We start from the raw sequence: 17,605 nt of genomic DNA on the forward strand, positions 1-17,605 counted from the left end.
TTGCCCGCGGGGTGGGAGGTTTAGAGGGGGGGGGGGGGGGGGGGGCGGCGGGGGGGGGGGGGGGGGGGGGGGGGGGGGGGGGGGGGGGGGCCGCCGCCCCCCCCCCCCCCCTCCCCGTGTGCGTGACGGCGGAGCCGGTCAGCCCTCGGCCGAGGCGCGCCGGCGGCGGTTGGCGACGACCAGGCCGGCGCCCGCGGCGAGCGCGGCGGCGCCGGTGCCGGCGATCCACGTCTCGGAGCCGGCGCCCGTGCTGGCGAGCGGGGTGGAGCCGGAGCCGCCCGCCGGGGTGACGTTGGCGTTGCCGCCGGTGCCCTTGGCGACAGCGGGCTGGACGACGCCGGTGGTGCCGGTGCCGGTGCCGGTGTTCGTGCCGGTCCCGGTGCCGCCCGTGGTGCCCGAGCCGCCGGTGTGGCCGGCGGCCTTGTCCTTGGCGCGCGCCACGTGCTGGCCGGTCTTGAGGAAGTCCGTGCGGTCCGCCGCGGTGCCCTTGAGGGCGGCGAGGGCGGCCTTCTTCAGCTCCGGGCCGGCGTTGGCGACCATCCTCGCGATGTCGACCCTGTTGTCGTCGTCGCGGAGCAGGTGCTGCTCGTTCTTCATGAACCCGCGCAGCTGCTCCGGGGTCGGGTTGCTTTCGAGGAGCTTGATGATCCCCTCCTTCAGGCCCGGCCCGGCGTCCTTCAGCATGCCGAGCAGCGCGACCCGGTCGTCCTCGGCGCGGACCTTGTGCTGGCGGGTGGCGACGAACTCGCGGATCTGCTCGCGCGTGCCGTGGCTCATCAGGTCGTTGACGGCCTGGGTGATGCCCCGGCCGGCGCCGTTCAGCATGCGCATCATCTCGACGCGGTCGTCCTCCAGGCGGGCCACGTGCTGGCCCTCCTTCAGGAATGCCGTGAAGGCGGCCTGGTTCTCCTTGAGCAGGGCCTCCTTGGCCGCGGCCTTCACGGCCTTCCCGCCGGAGTCGATGATCTGGGAGATCCGGACGTAGTCGTCGTCGAACTGCTGCTTTGCCCACTCGACGTCCAGGAAGTGCCGGACGGCGTTGGCGTCGCCCTTGAGCGCCTTCGCGGCGGCCTCGCGGACGCCGGGGCCGCTCGCAGGGTCGTTAAGGAGCTGCTGGACCTTGGCCCGCTCCTGGGCTGCCGGGTCCTCGGCCGGGGTCTTCGCCGGGGTCGTCGTGGGCTTCGCGCCGCCCTGCGGGTCCTGGTCGGGCGCGGTCGGCGACGACGGGGCCGCCGCCGACGCGGAGTCAGCGGCGAAGGCGGGCGAGGAGAGCAGGACAGCCGGGGCGATCGCGGCGGTGGCCACGACGGACGCGATCCGGGGCAGCTTCACAGGCAGGGTTTCCATTCTTCACATGTGTGATGATCAGCAGCCTGTGCAGGATAGATCGCAATTCGGTGCTCTATGCATCGATTTTCCGGCAAAGGCCGACCGGATCAGGCGGATCCCATCTCCACGGCCACCCCCTCCCGGGAGGACCTGCGGGCTGCCTCCAGCACCGCCAGGCAGCGCGCCGCCTCCTCCGCGGTGACCGGCGCCGGGCCGCCCGTACGCAGGGCCTCCGCGACCGCGGCGTAGTACGCGGGGTAGTCGCCGGGGGAAGTGCGAACCGGCATTCCGCCGCCGGTCAGAGGGGACTCGCCGGAGCCCAGCCGCCCCCACAGGTGCTCGGGCTCCTCGCCCCAGGGCTGCGCGTCGGGGTCGTTGCCGCCCGGCCGCAGGCCCTCGCGCAGAGCGGCCTCCTGGGGGTCCAGGCCGTACTTGACGTAGCCGGCGCGCGAGCCGAGCACGCGGAACCGCGGGCCGAGCTGGGCGGCGGTCGCGCTGACGTAGAGGTGGGAGCGGACACCGTTCGCATGCGTGATCGCGATGAACGTGTCGTCGTCGGCCTCGGCGGCCGGGCGGCGCACGTCGGTCTCCGCGTAGACGCGCACCGCCGGGCCGAAGAGCACCAGCGCCTGGTCCACGACGTGGCTCCCGAGGTCGTACAGCAGGCCGCCGATCTCCTCCGGGGCCCCGGACTCCCGCCAGCCGCCCTTGAGCTGGGGGCGCCAGCGCTCGTAGCGGGACTCGAAGCGCTGGACCTCGCCGAGCTCGCCGTCGGCGAGGAGGCGGCGCAGGGTGAGGAAGTCGTTGTCCCAGCGGCGGTTCTGGAAGACGGAGAGAAAGGTCCCGGTGCGCTCCGCGAGCGCGGCCAGCTCGTACGCCTCGGCGGCGGTGGCGGCCAGCGGCTTGTCCACGACCACGGGGATGCCGGCGGTGAGGGCGGCGGTGGCGAAGGGCACGTGGGTCTTGTTGGGGGAGGCGACGACGACCAGGTCGGGGGCGTCCGGCCGCTGCCACAGCTCGTCGGCGGAGGCGGCGATGCGGACGTCGGGGTGGGCCTCGCGCGCCTGGGCCTGCCGGCCGGGGTCGGAGGTGACGACGGTGTCGAGGAGCAGGCCGTCGGTCGCGGACACGAGCGGGGCGTGGAAGACGGAGCCGGCGAGTCCGTAGCCGATGAGCGCTACGCGCAGCGGGGAGGCGGAGGGGGAGGGGGAGGGGGAGGCCGGGGTGGCGGGGGTGGCGGTCATGGGACCACTTTGGCAACAGCGTTGTGTAAGTGCAAGGAGGGTGGACAATGGGCTGGTGAACAGGGGCAACGGGGACGGCGAGGCGGCCGGAAGCGGGCGGGGCGGGGTGAACCTGCCTGCGCTGCGCGGGCACAACGAGGCGCTGCTGCTGGACCTGCTGCGCGCCGCGGGGGCGCCGGGGCTGGGCCGCGCGGAGCTCGCGGCGCGTACGGGGCTCACCCCGCAGGCGGTCAGCAAGATCACCGCCCGGCTCGCGGCGGAGGGGCTGGTGGCCGAGGCCGGCCGCGGCGCCTCGACCGGCGGCAAGCCGCGCACGCTGCTGCGGCTGGTGCCCGGGGCCCGGCACGCGGTCGGGGTGCACCTGGACCGCGACGAGCTGAGCGCGGTCCGCGTCGACCTGGCGGGCGGCGTGGTCGCTCGGTGGAGCGGGCCGCTGGACTTCGGGGCCGGCCCAGCGGCGGTGGTGGATTCCGTCGTACGAGCGGTCGCGCGGGTTTCCCGAGAGGCCGGGGCGGAGGCGCCGCTGCTCGGTGTGGGCGCCGCGGCGCCGGGCCCGCTGGACTGGCGCAGCGGGGTGCTCGGGAGGGTGACGGGGTTCCCGGACTGGGCGGGGTATCCGTTGCGGGAGGTGCTGGCGGGGCGGCTGGGGCTGCCGGTGGTGCTGGACAAGGACACCAACGCCGGGGTCGCGGCGGGGGCTCCGGGCGGGCCGGGCGGGCCCGGCGGGCCGGGCGGGCCGGGCTCGGGTACGACGGTGTACCTCCACGTCGGCACCGGGCTCGGCGCCGGGCTGCGGATCGACGGGGCGGTGCACCGGGGGGCGCGGTCGGCGGCGGGGGAGTTCGGCCACCAGGTGCTCCGGCTGGACGGGCCGCCGTGCCGGTGCGGGGGGCGCGGCTGCCTGGAGGTGCTCTGCCTGGCGGCGGTGGCCCGGGGCGACCTGGTGGAGGCGGCGCGGATCCTGGGGGAGGGGGCGGCGAACCTGGCCGCGCTGCTGGACGTGGACCGGATCCTGCTCGGCGGCCGGGTGGTGGACGCGGACCCGGAGCCCTTCGTGGCCGGGGTCCGCGCGGCGCTGGCGTCGCGCGTGCTGCTGGAGCGCGCGCCGTCGGTCGAGCGGTCCCCTGCCGGGGTCGCGGAGGGGGCGGCGGCGCTGGTGCGGGGGCGGGTGTTCGGGTGGGCCTGACCTCGCCCTGGCCGGGCGGGGCTGGGGGCGGGGCGCCCGGCTGAGCCCCGCGTCCCCGGGGCGGGGCCGGGCAGGGTCGGGGACCGGCCGGCCTTCCGGGCCTGGGCCGTGGAGATCGCCGGCCGGCCCCTGACCCGCCCCGTTTGACCCCGGCCGCCGTTCGGGCGTAAACCGGCAGGGTTCGCGCGTGGGGTGCGGGGTCCGGGGTGCGGGGTCGTGGCAGGGTGCGGGCAAGGAGCGGGGTGATTGTCGCCTCGTCAGAACATCGGTCCGGGTCTGTCCGGGAAGGTCCGGGCCGGGCAGGCCCGTTCCGTGCGGTTCGGTACCGTTCCGTACCGCTTCCCTTCGTACCGTCCGGCGAGCAGCAAAGGGTCTTCCATGCGACTGCGCGACACCCGCAACGCCCTTGCCCTCACCGCCCTCCTGCTCGCCCTCGGCGCCCCCGCCGCCACCGCCGACATCGGCAACGGCGGCGGCGCCCGCCCCGCCCCCGCGCTGCCCTCCCGGGCGCACGCCACCTGCGGCGACGGCAAGGCCACCGCGTTCCCCATCGGGGCGCGGATCCGGGGCGGGCCGGCGGTCTACCGGGCCGGTGCCGGGCCGCAGAGCTGGCTGCTGGACCTGACCAACACCACCAGCGGCACCTGCACCGCCATCCACCCCGTGGTGGTCTTCACCGATCCCGCCCGGGCCCTGCGCCCCGCCCACCTCAGGATGGAGTTCGACGCGCCCGGCGGCCCCTACCCCGTCACCCTGGAGCGCTCCGACCGCGACGAGATCATCGCCGTGTTCGACGGCGGGAGCCGGTTCTCCGGCTTCTCGGTCCCGGCGGGCGGGTCGGCCACCGTCAAGGTGCGGCTGGCCTTCGCCCCCGACGCCCCCCTCGGCGAGGTCGTCGCCGACGCGGCGCTGGTCCAGCGCCAGGCCGACGACGGCGCGTGGGTCGGCGAGGCCGGCGGGTACCGCTTCTCGGTGCAGGGGCCGCAGGACCCGGCCGAGGCGGGCTCCCTCGCGCACACCGGCCCCCGCGAGTGGGCCTACGGCGGGATGGCCGTCGCCGCGCTCGCCGCCGGGGGCGGGCTGCTGCTCGGGGCCCGGCGGATCAGGGCGTCCGCGTAACCCGACCGCGTAACCCGCCCCGCTCCCCCCGCCCGCCGCCCCCCGCCCGCCGCCCGTACGGCCAGTACGGCCCGTACACCTGCCCCGCGTACAGTCCGAGCGTGGAAGACCAGAACACGCCGCCCCACCGCCCCGGCTCGCCCGTCCGCTCCGGCATCCCCGAGCACGGCCGCATCCCCAAGTACTACGCCGTCAAGGCCCGTATCGCCGACCTCCTCGACGAGCTCGGCGAAGGCGGCCCGCTGCCCACCGAGCGCGATCTCGCCGAGCGGTACGAGGTGGCCCGCGAGACCGTGCGCCAGGCCCTGCGCGAGCTGCTGCTCGAAGGCCGGCTGCGCCGTTCCGGACGCGGCACCGTCGTCGCCGGCCCGAAGCTGGAGCAGCCGCTGTCCCTCGCCAGCTACACCGAGGGGGTGCGCCGCCAGGGCCGCCGCCCGGGCCGCAACCTGATCGGCCTGGAGCGCTTCCCCTGCCCGCCCGACCTCGCGGCCGGCATCGGCGCCGAGGCGGGCGAGCCCGTCTGGCACCTGGAGCGGGTGCTGCTCGCCGACGACGAGCGCGTCGGGCTGGAGAGCACGTACATCCGGGTGGCCCGGGTCCCCCACCTCGACGTCGACTTCAAGCCGGACTCCTCCTTCTACGGCTACCTCCACGACAGCCTCGGCATCTCCTTCGGGGACGCGGACGAGAAGCTGGAGACCGTCCTCGCCACCCCCCGCGAGGCCCTGCTGATCGGCACCCCTCCCGCGCTCCCGATGCTGCTCATCCACCGCTTCTCGCGCGACCGGGACGGCCGGCCGCTCGAACGGGTGCGTTCGCTCTACCGTGGCGACCGGTTCAGCTTCACGACCCACCTGAGGCCCGAATAGCGCCCGGAGTCTCGCCCGAACCGCCCCTAATCGGACAAACGGCGACCCATTCACATCACAGAACGATAACGGGTCTAGTCCAAGCGTCGAGGGCTGTTCACCGACCCGTCGTCCCCGCGATCCCCCCGGGTCACTGACCGCGCCGACCGTGGACGCCGTGAGAGTCATAGTCGTCGGAGGCGGCGTGGTCGGCACCATGCACGCCTGGCAAGCAGTCCAACGCGGCCACGAGGTCGTCCAGATCGAACGCGAGGCCGAGGCGCGCGGCGCCTCGCTGCGCAATTTCGGCCAGATCTGGGTCAGCGGCCGGGCCGGGGGCGAGGAGCTCGACACCGCCCTGCGCGCCCGCGAGCTCTGGGAGCGGATCGGCGCGGAGGTGCCCGGCCTGGGCTTCCGCGCCATCGGCTCCCTCACCCCCGTACGCAACGCCCGCGAGTACGCGGTCGCCGAGGCGGCAGCCGCCCGCCCCGACGCCGCCGCCCGCGGCTACAAGCTGGTCTCCGCCGCCGAGGCGCGGGCGGTCAACCCGGCCCTGCGCGGAGCCTTCGAGGCCGCCCTGTGGTGCGAGCGCGACGCGGCCGTCGAACCGCGCACCGCCCAGCTGCACCTCCGCGAGGCCCTCCGCGCCTCCGGCCGCTACACCTTCGTCCCCGGCCGCGAGGTGCGCGACCTGGCCGGCCCCGGCGCCGTCCGCGACGACCACGGTGACGTCCACCGCGGCGACGTCGTCGTCCTCGCCACCGGAGCCTGGCTGTCCGGCCTGGTCCGCGAGCTCGCCCCCGAACTGCCCGTCCGCCGCGTCCGGCTCCAGATGATGCAGACCGCCCCGCTGGGCGAGCCGCTCACCACCTCCGTCGCCGACGCCGACAGCTTCCGCTACTACCCCGCCTACCGGAGCGACGCGCTCGACGTCCTCAACGCCGAGCAGGCCCAGACGCCCGTCGCCGCCGCGCACAAGATGCAGCTGCTGATGGTCCAGCGCCAGGACGGCGGACTGACCATCGGTGACACCCACGAGTACGAGCACCCCTTCGCGTTCGACACCCTCGAAGACCCCTACGACCACCTCACCCAGGTCGTCGAGTCCTTCCTGGGCCGGCCCCTGCCGAAGATCAGGCACCGCTGGGCCGGCGTGTACGCGCAGTGCACCGACACCACCCGCGTCGTCCACCGCCAGCAGGTGGCCGACGGCGTCTGGCTGGTGACCGGACCCGGCGGCCGCGGCATGACCTGCTCGCCCGCCATAGCCGAGACCACCGCGAACGAACTGGGCTGGTGAGCCGCATGACCGAAACCCCCACCGACACGAACCGAAGGCTCGTCGTCCTCGACATGGCCGGCACCACCGTCGCCGACGACGGCCTCGTCGAGCGCGCCTTCGAGCACGCCGCCGCCCGCCTCGGCGTCGAACCGGGCACCCCCGCCCACGCCGAGAAGCTCCAGTACGTCCGCGACACCATGGGCGAGTCGAAGATCTCCGTCTTCCGCCACCTCTTCGGCACCGAGGAGCGCGCCCGGCTCGCCAACTCCGCCTTCGAGGAGGCGTACGCGGAACTCGTCGACGGCGGCCTCGTCGCCCCGCTCCCCGGCGCCCGCGCCGCCGTCGAGGAACTCCGCGCCGCCGGCCACACCGTCGCCCTGACCACCGGCTTCGCCCGCGTCACCCAGGACGCCATCCTCGACGCCCTCGGCTGGCGCGACCTCGCCGACCTCACCCTGTGCCCCGCCGACGCGGGCGGCCGCGGCCGCCCCTACCCGGACATGGTGCTGACCGCGTTCCTGCGCACCGGTGCCGTGGCCGACGTACGCGACACCGTCGTCGCCGGCGACACCGCGTACGACATGCTCAGCGGCCGCCGCGCCGGCGCCGGCACCGTCGCGGGCGTCCTCACCGGCGCCCACGACCGCGCCACGCTCACCGAACACGGCGCCACGCACGTCCTCGGCTCCGTCGCCGAACTCCCCGCCCTCGTCGCCCTCCTCGCGGGGTCGTCGTGAGCGGCATCCGCTTCGACTCGGTCTCGGTCGCCTACCACGGCACGACCGTCCTGGACTCCCTCGACCTGACCGTCGAACCCGGCGAGGTCATGGCCCTCCTCGGCCCCTCCGGCTCCGGCAAGACCACCGCCCTGCGCGCGGTCGCCGGTTTCGTCCGGCCCGCCTCCGGGCGGGTGCTGATCGGCGGCCGGGACGTCACCGCCCTCCCGCCGCACAAGCGCGGCATCGGGATGGTCGTCCAGCAGTACGCGCTCTTCCCGCACATGCGCGTCGAGGACAACGTCGCCTTCGGGCTCCGGGCGCAGAAGGCCCCCAAGGCCGAGATCCCCGCCCGGGTCGCCGAGGCCCTGGAGATGACGGGGATGGCCGCCTACGCCCGCCGCTACCCCCGTGAACTCTCCGGCGGCCAGCAGCAGCGCGTCGCCATCGCCCGCGCCCTCGCCATCCGCCCCGGCGTCCTCCTCCTGGACGAGCCCCTCTCGGCCCTCGACGCCCAGCTGCGCTCCGGGATGCTGGCGGAACTGGCCCGGCTGCACCGCGAACTGCCCGAGGTCTCGATCCTGTACGTCACCCACGACCAGGTCGAGGCCCTGACCCTGGCCGACCGGATCGCCGTCATGGACCGGGCCCGGCTCCAGGACTGCGGCACCCCGCAGCAGCTGTACCGGGCGCCGCGCACCGAGTTCACCGCCTCCTTCGTCGGCAACGCCAACCTGCTGCCGGTGACGGTGGCCGAAGGCGGCGCGGTCTTCGCGGGCCGCCCGCTGGCCCTCAATGCCGGCCGCGCGGCCCCGGGCTCCACCGCCACCCTGTGCGTACGCCCGCACCTGCTCGCCCTCGGCGAGGGGCCGAACGCCCTGCGCGGCACGATCACCGAGGTGCAGTGGCGCGGCTCGACGCACCGGCTGTACGTGGACGTGGGCGGGCACCGCGTGAAGGCGGACCTGCCCGAGCTGAGGGAGACCCCGGCGCTGGGCGACGAGGTGACCCTGCACTTCGAGCCCCGCGACGCGGTGCTGCTGGCGGCGGGGGTCTCCGATGGCTGAGGCCACCCTGCCGGCCCCGGCCCGGCACGCCCCCGCTCCGCCGGCCCCCGGCACCGGCCCGGACACCCCCGGCGCCGGTCCGGGCCCGCGGCGGAGCCTCCCCCGCGCCGTCTGGGCCCTGCCCCCGGTGGCGGTGCTGGCGCTGGTGTTCCTCTACCCCCTCGTGCTGGTCGTCCGGCAGTCCTTCACCCCCGAGAACGGCGGCGGCGCCCTCGACGCCTACTCCGCCGTCTTCGCCTCGAACGCCTTCCGCGAGGCCCTCGGCACCACGGTCTGGCTGGCCGTCGGCGCCACCGCCGGCTGCCTCCTCCTCGGCTTCACCCTCGCCCTGGTCATCGCGTTCGTACCGTTCCCCGGGGCCAGGGCCGTCGCCAAGTTCATCGACGTCTTCCTCTCCTTCCCCTCCTTCCTCATCACCCTCGCCCTGCTCTTCATCTACGGCACGGTCGGCATGGCCAACGGTGTCTGGACCGGCGTCCTCGGCGTCGCAGGCGGCCCCTTCCACTTCCTCACCACCCCCTGGGGCGTCCTCCTCGCGGAGATCACGTACTTCACCCCCTTCGTGATGCGCCCGCTGCTCGCCGCCTTCTCCCAGCTGGACACCGCTCAGCTGGAGGTCGCCGCGGGCCTCGGCGCCCGCCCCGCCCGGATCGTCCGGCAGGTGATCCTCCCCGAGGCCCTGCCCGCCCTGGCGGCCGGCGGCAGCCTCGTCCTCGTCATGTGCCTGAACGAGTTCGGGATCGTCCTGTTCACCGGGGCCAAGGACGTCACGACCCTGCCGATGCTCGTCTACGGCAAGGCGATCCTCGAATCCGACTACGCGGCCGCCTGCGTGGTCGCCGTCGTCAACATCGCGATATCCGTCGGCCTGTTCGGCCTCTACCGGGTGGTGGGCAAGCGTGCTGGTGCATAGCAAGGGCGGCCGCTGGGCCGCCTGGGGCCTGTTCGGCGTCCTCTTCCTGCCCCTCTTCGCCCTGCCGCTCCTCGTGGTGGTGGCCGCCTCCTTCGCCACCCACTGGTCCGGGGCCTTCCCCTCCGGCCCGACCACCGCGAACTACGCCGCCGCCGTCCGCGGGGAGTCCCTCCAGGCCCTGACCACCTCCCTGGTCACCGCCCTGGCCGCGAGCCTGCTCGCGCTCACCGTCGGCACCTGGGCCGCGCTGGCCGCCGCGTCCCTCGGCAAGCGCGGGAAGCGGTTCCTGGACGCCCTGTTCGTGCTCCCGGTCGCCGTGCCGTCCGTGGTCGTCGGCCTCGCCGTGCTCGTCGCCTTCAGCCGGCCGCCCGTCCTCCTCAACGGCACCAGCTCCATCGTCATCCTGGCGCACACGGTTCTTGTCACGGCGTTCGCCTATCAGTCGGTTTCCGCCGCCATCGTCCGTCTCGACCCCGCGTACGAGCAGGCCGCGGCCTCCCTCGGCGCCCGTCCCGGCTACGTGCTGTGGCGGGTCCGCCTCCCGCTCCTGCTGCCGTCCCTCACCGCGGCCGCGGGGCTCTGCTTCGCCCTCTCCATGGGCGAGCTGAGCGCCACGATGATGCTCTACCCCCCGGACTGGATGCCCCTCCCGGTCCGGATCTTCACCGCCACCGACCGCGGTTCGCTCTTCGGCGGCTCCGCCGTCGCCGTGGTCCTGATGGCCACCACCCTGCTGGTGCTGCTGGCCGTCTCCCGCGTCCGCACCCGCGCCTCCTACCGCTGACCCCGCACTCCGGTTTCCCCCGTCCCCCGCAGACTCCCTTTCCCCGTAAGGAAGTTCCATGACCGGCACGTTCACGCTCCGCACCGCCGCCGCCCTCACCGGCGGCCTCGCCCTCGCCGCCGCCCTCACCGCCTGCGGCGGCGGCTCCACCACGGCCGCCGCCGACGCCGAGGACGGCGGCGGCGAGAAGGTGGTCACCGTCTACAGCGCCGACGGCCTCAAGAGCGACAAGGGCGACGGCTGGTACGACAAGGTCTTCGCCGAGTTCACCAAGAAGACCGGCATCGAGGTCAAGTACGTCGAGGGCGGCTCCGGCGAGATGGTGCAGCGCGCCGTCCGCGAGAAGACCAACACCCAGGCCGACGTGCTGATCACGCTGCCCCCCTTCATCCAGCAGGCCGACGGCAAGGGGCTGCTCCAGGCGTACGCCCCGCAGGGCTCCGACAAGGTCAACGGGGCCGACAAGGCCGCCGACGGCAAGTGGACCTCCGTCGTGAACAACTACTTCGGCTTCGTCTACAACAAGAAGGAGCTGGCCCAGGCGCCCAGGACGTGGGAGGAACTGCTCGACGCCAAGTACAAGGGCAAGCTCCAGTACTCCACCCCGGGTGTCGCGGGCGACGGCACGGCCGTCCTCATCAAGTCGATGCACGACTTCGGCGGCAAGGAGCCGGCGATGGAGTACCTGAAGAAGCTCCAGGCCAACAACGTCGGCCCGTCCTCCTCCACCAGCAAGCTCGCGCCGAAGACCGACAAGGGCGAGCTGCTCGTCGCCAACGGCGACGTCCAGATGAACTTCGCCCAGTCCAAGTCCATGCCCAACCTGGGCATCTGGTTCCCCGCCAAGGACGGAGCCAAGCCCACCACCTTCGCCCTGCCCTACGCCGCGGGCCTGGTCGCCAAGGCCCCGCACGCCGAGAACGGCAGGAAGCTCCTCGACTTCATGCTCGGCGAGGAGGCGCAGAAGCAGGTCAGCGAGATCGGCGGCGGCTTCCCGGCGCGCGCCGACGTCAAGCCGACCGACGCCAACGCCATCGAACTCACCAAGCTGATGGCCGGAGTCGAGGTCTTCCAGCCGGACTGGGCCGACATCGACAAGAACCTCACCGCCCACGTCGACGCGTGGAAGTCCGCGACCGGCAGCTGAGCCGTAACCCGGCGGTCACCCACGGCCGCAATAGTCACCAGTGGATAACGGGTCTGGACCGAAAGCCGCTCCCTTCGGTCCGGGCCCGCCGCACGTCCGCGTGCACTCCGCGCACCCCGCACGCCTGCGCGCCCCGCGCGCCCGCACAACCCCGCACGCCCCGCTCGATCCGCCGCGCCTTCCCCAACGCTCCTGGAGGAGCACGTGTCCACTGTCCTGTCCGGACGCACCCTCGCCGTGGCCGCCACCGCCACGGCCCTGCTCGCCACCACCCTCGGCCTGAGCACCGCGGCCGCCGCCACCCCCGTCGACCCGGCGAAGGCCGCGGCCGAGGCCGCCGCGAAGGCCGCCGCCAACGCCGCCCCCGCCACGGCCGCCGCGGCCGGGGCAGCCGGGGCGAACACCGACAAGGTCCTCGTCATCGGCATCGACGGCACGGTCCTCGACCGCGTCAAGGCCGCCAACGCCCCGAACCTCAAGGGCCTGATGGCCCAGGGCCTGACCGCCCGCAGCACCCTCTACGCCAACCCGATGGCCGCCACCTCGTCCGGCCCCGGCTGGTCCACCATCGCCACCGGCGTCTGGCCCGACAAGCACGGGGTGAAGGACAACTCCTTCACCGGCAAGAACTACGCCGCCTACCCCGACTTCCTGACCCGCGTCGAGAACGCCAAGCCGTCCCTCAACACCTACGCGGCCGCCGACTGGGAGCCCATCACCTCCACCGACGCGGGCGGCCCGATCTTCTCCGCCAAGGTCGACAAGCGCCTCTCCCTCAAGGGTGACCGCGACGGCTACGGCACCGAGGACCCGAAGATCGCCACCGCGGCCGCCGCCGAACTGCGCGACCAGAACCCGGACGCCTCCTTCGTCTACTTCGGCCAGATCGACGGTGCCGGACACTCCTACGGCGCCGCCAGCCAGCAGTACCTCGACGCCATCGCCCGCGTCGACGTCCTCGTCGGCCAGGTACTCACGGCCGTGCAGAACCGGCCCGCCTACGCCCAGGAGAACTGGAAGATCCTGGTCACCACCGACCACGGGCACACCGACGGCGGCGGCCACGGCGGCTCCACCATCCAGGAGCGCGGCACCTTCGTCATCGCCAAGGGCGCGGGCATCACGGCCGGCTCCGTACGCGAGGACGTACGCCTCGTCGACGTCGCCGCCACCGCGCTCGCCCAGGTCGGCGTCAGCACGGCCGCCCTGGACGGCGTACCGCTGGCGAACCCCGACAGCGACCCCTTCGACACCCTGCGCCCGAACCTCCAGGCCCGCGTGGACGAGACCGGGATCCCCGCCGGTACCAAGGGCTTCACGCACACCCCGCCCGCCGGCTGGTCCGTCGACAACTCGAAGATGGGCACCGGCGGAGTCGCCGAATGGGCCGGCTGGGCCTTCGCCACCGACGAGTTCTGGAGCCAGTCGCAGCGCGACCAGTGGCGCGAGCTGAACGTCCGCTCCCGTGACGTGTTCGCCGTCGCCGACTCCGACGAGTGGGACGACAAGACCCACACCGGCACCTTCGACTCCACCCTGATCACCCCCAAGTGGGCGGTCACCGGCGGCACCACGCGCACCCTGGACTTCCAGACGCACTACCGCCACGAGGCCGGCCAGACCGCGCAGGTCCTCGTCTCGTACAACGGCGGCACCCCGACAGTGGTGAAGACGTACACCGCCGACGCCGTCGCCAAGGCCGAGTCCCTGACCCTCCAGGTCCCGGCGGGTGCCACCGACGTCCAGGTCCGCTTCCGCTACAGCGGCAGCAACAACTGGTACTGGACCGTGGACAACGTCCGCCTCGGCTAGGCCGTCCGGGCCGTGGACGCCCCCGGCGCCCACGGCCCGCGCCCGCTAGGGTGGTGGTACAGACCACAGACCCACAGGTCAGCGGCCACCAGAGCGGAGAGAAGTCAGTGGCGGAGCGCAAGCCGATCGAATCCTGGCTCACCGACATGGACGGGGTCCTCATCCACGAGGGCACCCCGATCCCCGGTGCGGACGCCTTCATCAAGCGGCTGCGCGAGTCCGGCAAGCCCTTCCTGGTGCTGACCAACAACTCCATCTACACCCCGCGCGACCTGCAGGCCCGGCTGAGCCGGATGGGCCTGGACGTGCCCGTCGAGAACATCTGGACCTCGGCGCTCGCCACCGCGAAGTTCCTCGACGACCAGCGCCCGGGCGGCACCGCGTACGTCATCGGCGAGGCGGGCCTGACCACCGCCCTGCACGACATCGGCTACGTCCTGACCGACCACGAGCCCGACTACGTGGTCCTCGGCGAGACGCGGACCTACTCGTTCGAGGCCATGACCAAGGCCGTCCGGCTGATCAACGGCGGCGCCCGCTTCATCTGCACCAACCCGGACGAGACCGGCCCCTCCACCGAGGGCCCGCTCCCGGCGACGGGCGCGGTCGCCGCGCTGATCACCAAGGCGACCGGCAAGAAGCCGTACTTCGCCGGCAAGCCGAACCCGCTGATGATGCGTACGGGCCTCAACGCCATCGGCGCCCACTCCGAGACCAGCGCGATGATCGGCGACCGCATGGACACCGACGTGCTGGCCGGCCTGGAGGCGGGCATGCAGACCTTCCTCGTGCTGACGGGTCTGACCACGGCCCAGGACACCGAGAAGTTCCCCTACCGGCCCACCAAGACCGTCGACTCCATCGCCGATCTGGTCGACGTGGTCTAGCCGCGCGTTAGCGCGTACGGCTGACACGTACGGGCCAAGAGAGCGCCGCTCCGGATGCGGAGCGGCGCGCCGCGCGTGAATCTCCTTGTTGAGGAGGTTCACCATGCGCTGTTCTCTGATCGCTCTCCGTGTCGCGGGTGCCGCCGTCGCCCTGACGGCGTCCACCGCCGTGACCGCCCCCGCCGCCCTCGCGAACGAGTGGGACCGCGGCGGCGTCTCGGCGGAACCGAACCCGGCCGAACCGGGAGCGCACGTCAAGATCCGCGTCCGGGGCTGCGACGGTGACTGGGGGGTGGCCCGTTCGCCCGTCTTCGTCTCCGACGCCCGGCTCTCCTCGGGGCACGGCGACGGCCGGACCCTCCACGGCGAGGCGAAGATCCGCCCGCACGCCGACCCGGGCTGGCACGAGATCCGGATCAAGTGCGAGGGTGCCGACGGCCTGCGCGGCTCCATCGAGATCCGCCGCGACCACCACCGCCCCGACCCGCACCACTCGCCGGTCTGGCCGGTCCACGCGGGCGGCGGCGGGATGTCCGCCGAGGTCGCGGAGACGACCCGGCTGGCGGCGGCCGCGAAGAAGAGCCACGGCGGCGACGGCCCCGGGCTGCCCCACACCGTGATCGGCGCCGTCCTCGCCGCCGCGGCCACCCTGGCGGTCGCCGGCCGGGCCATCACCCTGCGCCGCCGCCGCAACGGCGGATGAGCGAGCCCAGGGCCTCCGCCGGCGGCCGGCTGCTGACCTTCGCCGCCTGGACGGTGCTGGTGATGGGCCTGTGGCTGTGGGGCAAGGAGATCACCGGGGTTCCGCCCGCTCCGCCCGCCGGGCAGCAGGCCGCCGGGCCGTCGGGGCCGGCCCTCCCGGCCGCGCGGGCCCCGCTGTCCGGGGCGATGCCCGCACGGGTCGACGTACCGGACCTGGGCGTCCGGGCGCCGGTGATCGCGCGCGGCCTGGACGCGCAGGGGGCGATCGACCCGCCGCCGTACGAGCTCCCGGGCACGGTGGGCTGGTGGGGGGCGGGTCCCGCGCCCGGAGCGGCGGGGGCCGCGCTGATGGTGGGGCACGTGGACACGAAGTCCAAGCCGGCCGTCTTCTACGGCCTGAGCACGCTCAAGCCGGGCCAGAAGATCCGCGTGGCGCGGGCGGACGCGACGGTCGCCGAGTTCACGGTGGAGGACGTACGCGTCTACGAGCGCGCGGGCTTCGACCCGCACGCGGCGTACGGGCCCCGGGTGCGGGGCCGGGCCGAACTGCGGCTCGTGACCTGCGGCGGGAACTACGACAAGGCGGCCGGGCAGTACTCGGCGAACGTGGTGGTCTCGGCGTACCTGACGGGGGCGGGGACGGCCGCGGCGTCGGTCTGACCTGTCGGTCCAGCCCGTCCGGACCCGGGAACGAAGAAGCCCCCCGCAGCTTTCGCTGCGGGGGGCTTCTCCTCGTCTGTGCGCCGCCAGGGACTCGAACCCCGGACCCGCTGATTAAGAGTCAGCTGCTCTAACCAACTGAGCTAGCGGCGCTTGCTGACAGGGAAAACTCTACCCCACCTGCCGAGGTGCTCGTGACCAGCCGCGCCCGCGTTGTCCGATTAACCCATGTTTGGGGGGTTTATCGTGCACGATATGTCTGGTCGAGCCGAATCTGATGCCCCGACAGATGCGTGCCCGGCCGACCAGTGGACGAGCAGGGGAGTGGACGGAACCGCATGACGATGCAGCCTCCGGTGCATGTGCAGATGCCGACGCCGCCGACGCCGATGACGATGCCGGTCTTCGAGGAGTACGAGCCCGCCGGCGACTGCGTGTGCCTCGGGTGCGCGCAGCGGCGCCGCACCCTCGCGCGCGGGCGGGCCATAGCGCTCCGGGACGGCGGCCACCCGGCCGCGCACGGGGCCCGCCGGGCCCTGGTGCTGGCGACCGCGGCCGGTGTGGTGCTCGGCGGCGGAGGCTCGGCGGCGCTGGCCGCGGCCGACCCGGTGCCGGGCCCGGGGCCGGTGGCGCCGGCCGACCGGAACGGCTCCGACGGACCGGGCACCCCGCAGGGCGACCGGGCCCCGCTGCACGGACGCCCGGCCCCGGTCACGGGGCCGCGCCCGCCGTCCTCGGCGGCGGGCCGGCCGGGCGCGCCGCCCGCGGTGCGGGCCATCGACCGGGCCACGATCATCAACCGGGCGAAGATCTGGCTGGACGCCCAGGTCCCCTACAGCATGTCCGAGTACTGGTCGGACGGCTACCGGCAGGACTGCTCGGGGTACGTCTCCATGGTCTGGAACCTCGGCACGAACGAGTGGACCGGCAGCCTCGACACCTTCGCCACGAAGATCACGAAGGAGGAACTGCTGCCGGGGGACATGCTGCTCTTCCACAACCCGGCGGACCCCAACAACGGCTCGCACGTCGTCATCTTCGGCGGCTGGGCCGACGAGACGCGGACGCACTACATCGCGTACGAGCAGACCCGCCCGTACACGCGGAAGCTGGCCACGCCGTACGGGTACTGGAAGAACTCGGAGAAGTACCTCCCGTACCGCTACAACGGGGTGACCACCGGGATCCTGCCGGACGTGCCGGTGCCGGGCGCCCCGGCGGCGGGCACGGCGGTCTTCCCCGGCGCGGCGAAGTTCGGCCCGGGCGCGGACAACGAGCACGTCACCGAGCTGGCCAAGATGCTGATCGGGCGGGGCGCCCTGCGGTTCTACCCCAAGGGGCCGAGCTCGAAGTGGAGCGAGGCCGACCGGCAGGCCACGCAGGCCTTCCAGCAGGCGCAGGGCTGGACGGGCGCCGACGCCGACGGCATCCCCGGCGAGCACACCTGGCGGCTCCTGGTGCAGCGCCAGGGCAAGGACATCCCGCCGACGGGCCGAACGGCCCCGGGCACGACGCCGGGCACGGCCCCGGGCAAGGTACCGGGCAAGGGCCCGGGCACTGCGCCGGGCAAGGCACCGGGCGCGGGCCCGGGCAAGGCTCCGGGGACGGCTCCGGGCACGGTGAAACCGCCTGTGGCACCGCCGGGGGCCCTGCCGGGTTCCGCCGGGGTGCCCGCCTATCCCGGGCTGCGGTTCTTCCGCCCGGGGCAGTCCCATCCGGCCGTACTCGCCCTCGGCCGCCGGCTGGTGCAGAAGGGCTTCGGCAAGTACTACACGTCCGGCCCGGGCCCCAGCTGGAGCGAGGCCGACCGCCGCAACGTCGAGGCCTTCCAGCGCGCCCAGGGCTGGCGCGGCGCCTTGGCCGACGGCTACCCGGGCCCGGAAACCTGGCGCCGGCTGTTCGCATGACG

The 17,605-nt window shown here is 74.1% G+C and carries 16 protein-coding genes and 1 tRNA gene; 14 read left to right on the plus strand and 3 right to left on the minus strand.

The window, feature by feature from the left end:
- Positions 1–138: 138 nt before the first annotated feature.
- Together ACQKM2_RS08105 and ACQKM2_RS08110 are read right to left on the minus strand one after the other, a co-directional pair.
- On the minus strand, positions 139–1,347 hold the full coding sequence (locus ACQKM2_RS08105) for an ALF repeat-containing protein (protein WP_427707524.1): 1,209 nt from the start codon (positions 1,345–1,347) through the stop codon (positions 139–141).
- A gap of 89 nt (positions 1,348–1,436) precedes the next feature.
- Positions 1,437–2,573, minus strand: a complete 1,137-nt coding sequence (locus tag ACQKM2_RS08110; RefSeq protein ID WP_427707526.1) for a Gfo/Idh/MocA family oxidoreductase — start codon at positions 2,571–2,573, stop codon at positions 1,437–1,439.
- 55 nt (positions 2,574–2,628) lie between these two features.
- On the opposite strand from ACQKM2_RS08110, the gene ACQKM2_RS08115 reads away from it, so the two are divergent.
- The 13 genes from ACQKM2_RS08115 (at position 2,629) to ACQKM2_RS08175 (ending at position 15,696) form a co-directional block, all read left to right on the plus strand.
- The gene (locus tag ACQKM2_RS08115) at positions 2,629–3,759 is read left to right on the plus strand and encodes an ROK family transcriptional regulator (protein WP_427707528.1); all 1,131 of its coding nucleotides are present in this window, start codon (positions 2,629–2,631) and stop codon (positions 3,757–3,759) included.
- A 378-nt stretch (positions 3,760–4,137) separates the two neighbouring features.
- Positions 4,138–4,878, plus strand: a complete 741-nt coding sequence (locus tag ACQKM2_RS08120) for a hypothetical protein (RefSeq protein ID WP_427707530.1) — start codon at positions 4,138–4,140, stop codon at positions 4,876–4,878.
- Between the two features lie 101 nt (positions 4,879–4,979).
- Positions 4,980–5,747, plus strand: coding sequence for a GntR family transcriptional regulator (locus ACQKM2_RS08125; RefSeq protein WP_427707531.1), 768 nt, complete (start codon positions 4,980–4,982; stop codon positions 5,745–5,747).
- A gap of 157 nt (positions 5,748–5,904) precedes the next feature.
- On the plus strand, positions 5,905–7,026 hold the full coding sequence (locus ACQKM2_RS08130; RefSeq protein ID WP_427707533.1) for a TIGR03364 family FAD-dependent oxidoreductase: 1,122 nt from the start codon (positions 5,905–5,907) through the stop codon (positions 7,024–7,026).
- Between the two features lie 5 nt (positions 7,027–7,031).
- Complete coding sequence (locus ACQKM2_RS08135) at positions 7,032–7,745, plus strand: phosphonatase-like hydrolase (RefSeq protein WP_427707536.1); 714 nt, start codon at positions 7,032–7,034, stop codon at positions 7,743–7,745.
- On the plus strand, positions 7,742–8,791 hold the full coding sequence (locus ACQKM2_RS08140; RefSeq protein WP_427707539.1) for an ABC transporter ATP-binding protein: 1,050 nt from the start codon (positions 7,742–7,744) through the stop codon (positions 8,789–8,791). Before ACQKM2_RS08135 ends, ACQKM2_RS08140 begins: the two co-directional genes overlap by 4 nt.
- On the plus strand, positions 8,784–9,704 hold the full coding sequence (locus tag ACQKM2_RS08145; RefSeq protein WP_427707541.1) for a 2-aminoethylphosphonate ABC transporter permease subunit: 921 nt from the start codon (positions 8,784–8,786) through the stop codon (positions 9,702–9,704). Before ACQKM2_RS08140 ends, ACQKM2_RS08145 begins: the two co-directional genes overlap by 8 nt.
- Positions 9,691–10,488: an ABC transporter permease gene (locus tag ACQKM2_RS08150; RefSeq protein WP_427707543.1), complete on the plus strand. Its 798-nt coding sequence runs from the start codon at positions 9,691–9,693 to the stop codon at positions 10,486–10,488. The genes ACQKM2_RS08145 and ACQKM2_RS08150 overlap by 14 nt, the downstream gene beginning before the upstream one ends.
- A 58-nt stretch (positions 10,489–10,546) precedes the next feature.
- Entirely contained in the window at positions 10,547–11,635 is a 1,089-nt protein-coding gene (locus ACQKM2_RS08155) for a 2-aminoethylphosphonate ABC transporter substrate-binding protein (RefSeq protein ID WP_427707545.1), read from the plus strand.
- A 204-nt stretch (positions 11,636–11,839) separates the two neighbouring features.
- Positions 11,840–13,447 carry an alkaline phosphatase family protein gene (locus tag ACQKM2_RS08160; RefSeq protein WP_427707547.1) on the plus strand — a complete coding sequence of 536 codons (1,608 nt, stop codon included), beginning with the start codon at positions 11,840–11,842 and terminating at the stop codon, positions 13,445–13,447.
- 107 nt (positions 13,448–13,554) lie between these two features.
- Complete coding sequence (locus ACQKM2_RS08165) at positions 13,555–14,334, plus strand: HAD-IIA family hydrolase (RefSeq protein ID WP_427707549.1); 780 nt, start codon at positions 13,555–13,557, stop codon at positions 14,332–14,334.
- 103 nt (positions 14,335–14,437) lie between these two features.
- Positions 14,438–15,037: a hypothetical protein gene (locus ACQKM2_RS08170; protein ID WP_427707551.1), complete on the plus strand. Its 600-nt coding sequence runs from the start codon at positions 14,438–14,440 to the stop codon at positions 15,035–15,037.
- Positions 15,034–15,696 (plus strand): class F sortase, encoded by a 663-nt coding sequence (locus ACQKM2_RS08175; RefSeq protein ID WP_427707553.1) that lies wholly within the window; start codon positions 15,034–15,036, stop codon positions 15,694–15,696. Before ACQKM2_RS08170 ends, ACQKM2_RS08175 begins: the two co-directional genes overlap by 4 nt.
- Before the next feature lie 79 nt (positions 15,697–15,775).
- Here ACQKM2_RS08175 and ACQKM2_RS08180 read toward each other — a convergent pair.
- Positions 15,776–15,849: transfer RNA gene (locus ACQKM2_RS08180), tRNA-Lys, on the minus strand.
- Positions 15,850–16,085: 236 nt separating this feature from the next.
- Between ACQKM2_RS08180 and ACQKM2_RS08185 the strand changes: the two genes are divergently transcribed.
- Positions 16,086–17,603, plus strand: coding sequence for a peptidoglycan-binding protein (locus ACQKM2_RS08185; protein ID WP_427707772.1), 1,518 nt, complete (start codon positions 16,086–16,088; stop codon positions 17,601–17,603).
- Positions 17,604–17,605: the final 2 nt, after the last annotated feature.

It is taken from the genome of Streptomyces sp. NPDC004126 (assembly GCF_050275515.1).
Taxonomy (GTDB): Bacteria; Actinomycetota; Actinomycetes; order Streptomycetales; family Streptomycetaceae; genus Streptomyces.